This is a genomic window from Corynebacterium sp. CMW7794, assembly GCF_001563605.1.
GTDB classification, from domain to species: Bacteria; Actinomycetota; Actinomycetes; order Mycobacteriales; family Mycobacteriaceae; genus Corynebacterium; species Corynebacterium phoceense.
Window position 1 is genome coordinate 1 of the sequence record NZ_KQ961751.1, and the last position, 1,307, is coordinate 1,307.

Genomic DNA, 1,307 nt, shown 5'->3' on the forward strand with positions numbered 1-1,307 from the left:
TGAAGCGTCCTGGGTTTAGTTCCTACCTCAGCTAAGGAAGGATTGAACTATGCCTAGAAAGTATTCCGTCGAGTTCAAGGAGAAGGCGGTCCATCAGATCATCGAAATGGTCCGCCTGGAGTCTTGCTCACTCCAACGCGCCTACACGGAGGTCGGTGAGCTCCTTGGAGTATCTCACCACACGTTGCGGGCCTGGTACCGTGACAGCGCTTCAGTACGTGATGACTCTGACGCTTCAGGCGGCGAGACAATGGAAGAAGAGCTTGGGGCGTCTGCGCCGTGAAAACCGCGAACTAAAACGAGCAAACGGGATTCTTAAGACAGCTTCGGCTTTTTTCGCAGCGGAACTCGACCGACCCACGACCAAATGATCTCCTACATCGACGCGTACAAAGATCAGTTTGGGGCCCGGGCCCATCTGCAGAGTTCTAAAACAGGCAGATCGTGGATTCATCACCTCTCGTGGCTACCGCAAGGCGACCACTCGTGTTCCCAGCGCAAGGACCTTAAGCGATAGCCTGCTTATCCCAGAGATACAGCGTGTGCATGCGGAGAATTTCTCGGTCTACGGCATCCGCAAAATGTGGCACGCGATGAACCGTGAAGGCTTTCATATCGGCCGCGATAAGACTGCACGACTGATGAAGCTAGCAGGTGTTTCCGGCCGCCGACGTGGGCGAACCCCTGTGACAACGATTAGCCCGAAGACACCGGATCATCGCCCGGACCTTGTGTGCCGAAACTTCCGTGCGCAGGCACCAGGCAGGTTGTGGGTTGCCGACATTACCTACGTTCGCACCCTGTCAGGATTCGCCTATACCGCGTTTGTCGTGGATGTATTCAGCCGAAAAATTGTTGGTGTTGCTACACGCTCGACGATGCGTACCGATGCGCTGCCCATGGAGGCTTTGGAGCATGCGTTAACGACTGCAGGACGAATCCATGGAAACCAGTTAATTCACCATAGTGATCGGGGCAGCCAGTATGTGTCACTGAAGTATTCCACTGCGCTAGCGGAATCCGGAATCCGTCCGAGTGTGGGAACAGTCGGCGATTCTTATGACAATGCTCTAGCCGAAACAGTCAATGGTCTCTACAAGGCTGAACTGATTCATGCCCGGGGCCCGTGGACGTCGGTCGGAGAAGTCGAATTGGCCACCTTGCGGTGGGTGCATTGGTGGAACACCAAGCGGCTTCATGAAGCTTTGGACTACGCTACCCCACAGGAAGTAGAAACCGAGTACTATCTCACCCAGCCCATCAACACAGGGCCGTAAAAGAAGCGGAACTAAACCCAGGACGCTTCA

At 54.8% G+C, this 1,307-nt stretch carries 1 pseudogene; it reads left to right on the top strand.

The annotated features are described in order from the left end of the window. The first annotated feature begins 49 nt into the window (after positions 1-49). Positions 50-1,277, top strand: a pseudogene (locus tag HMPREF3227_RS12935) (IS3 family transposase). Positions 1,278-1,307 lie beyond the last annotated feature (30 nt).